The organism is Mitsuaria sp. TWR114, from assembly GCF_007997345.1.
Genome location: NZ_VOSR01000746.1, coordinates 1 through 1143 on the forward strand (window position 1 = coordinate 1; position 1143 = coordinate 1143).

General features: G+C 73.8%; 1 protein-coding gene. It reads right to left on the minus strand.

Annotated features, from left to right (window positions below; genetic code table 11):
• The coding region (locus tag FUT87_RS23525) for an Hpt domain-containing protein (protein ID WP_186830724.1) at window positions 1-1143 on the minus strand (1143 nt) is incomplete at both ends.

The window sequence follows — 1143 nt, forward strand, 5'->3', positions numbered from 1 at the left end:
GGCGGCGCGGCCGGTGTCGGCCGGCTGGGTCGCCCACTCGCGCAGCGCGCCGTGCAGCTCGCCCAGCAGGTCCTCGGCTTCCTCCTCGAAGATCGGCATCAGTTCCGGCTCGATCTGGTCGGGCTGGCTGAAGTCGAAATCGTCGGCGGTCGCCTCGGCGGCCTGGTGGAAGGCGTAATGCGAGGTCGGCAGGGCCGGCTCGGCCGTGTGGTCCACCAGCAGGTGGGCCGGCAGCGCGGCCGTCGACACCTCCTCGAGCGACATGGCCAGCAGGCCCTCGTCGCTGTCGGCATGGCTGTCGGGCAGCACGGCGCCCGGCTCGAAGGCCTGCAGTTCCGCCAGCAGGCCGGCATCGGCTTCCTTCAGGAAACCGGCGGCGAACTGGTGCAACAGGCGGCGGATCTCGTCGGCGGCGCGCTGGAACAGCGTCGGGTCGGCGACCTGATGGCCCTGGGCGCGCGCCAGCGCGTGCTCCAGGCAACGGGCCAGCGTGGACAGGTCCTCGAAGCCCACCGTCGCGGCGCTGCCGGCCAGGCCGTGCGCCAGGGCTTCGGCGTCCTGCGGCAGCGGCGACTGGGGCAGCAGCGCCCACTCGCTCAGCTCCACCTGCAGACGGCGCGAACGCTCGTCGGCCTCGTTCAGGAAGATGTTGAACAGCGCGATGCTGATGCGCAGCGGCCCAATGACCTTGACGCCCTCGTCGCTGTCCTCGACGGCCTCTTCCGGCTGCACCTCGGCCTCGACCTCGGCGGTCGGCGGCGTGACGGCGGTGCCGCCCACCAGGCTCAGCGCCGGCGCGGCGTGCGCCGGTGCCGCGCCCAGGTCGGGCAGGTCCAGGTCCGGCAGATCCAGGTCGGACAGGGTGCGCGGCGACAGGCCCTCGGGCGCGGTCGCCTCGACAGCGGCATCGGCCGCTTCGGCGGCCGCGTCGCTCAGGTCGAGCACGGCGTCGTCGGCGGCCACCGGGGCTTCCGCCGGCGCGGACACCAGTTCCTGGCCGAGGTCCAGCGTCAGCGACAGGTCCGCGGCGGACGGCGCATCGATCGCGGCGACCGGCACGGTGTTGAGATCGGACAGATCCAGCAGGTCCAGCGCCGGCTCGTCGGCGGCGGGTTCGGCCGGCAGCGCGTCCAGCGGCATCGG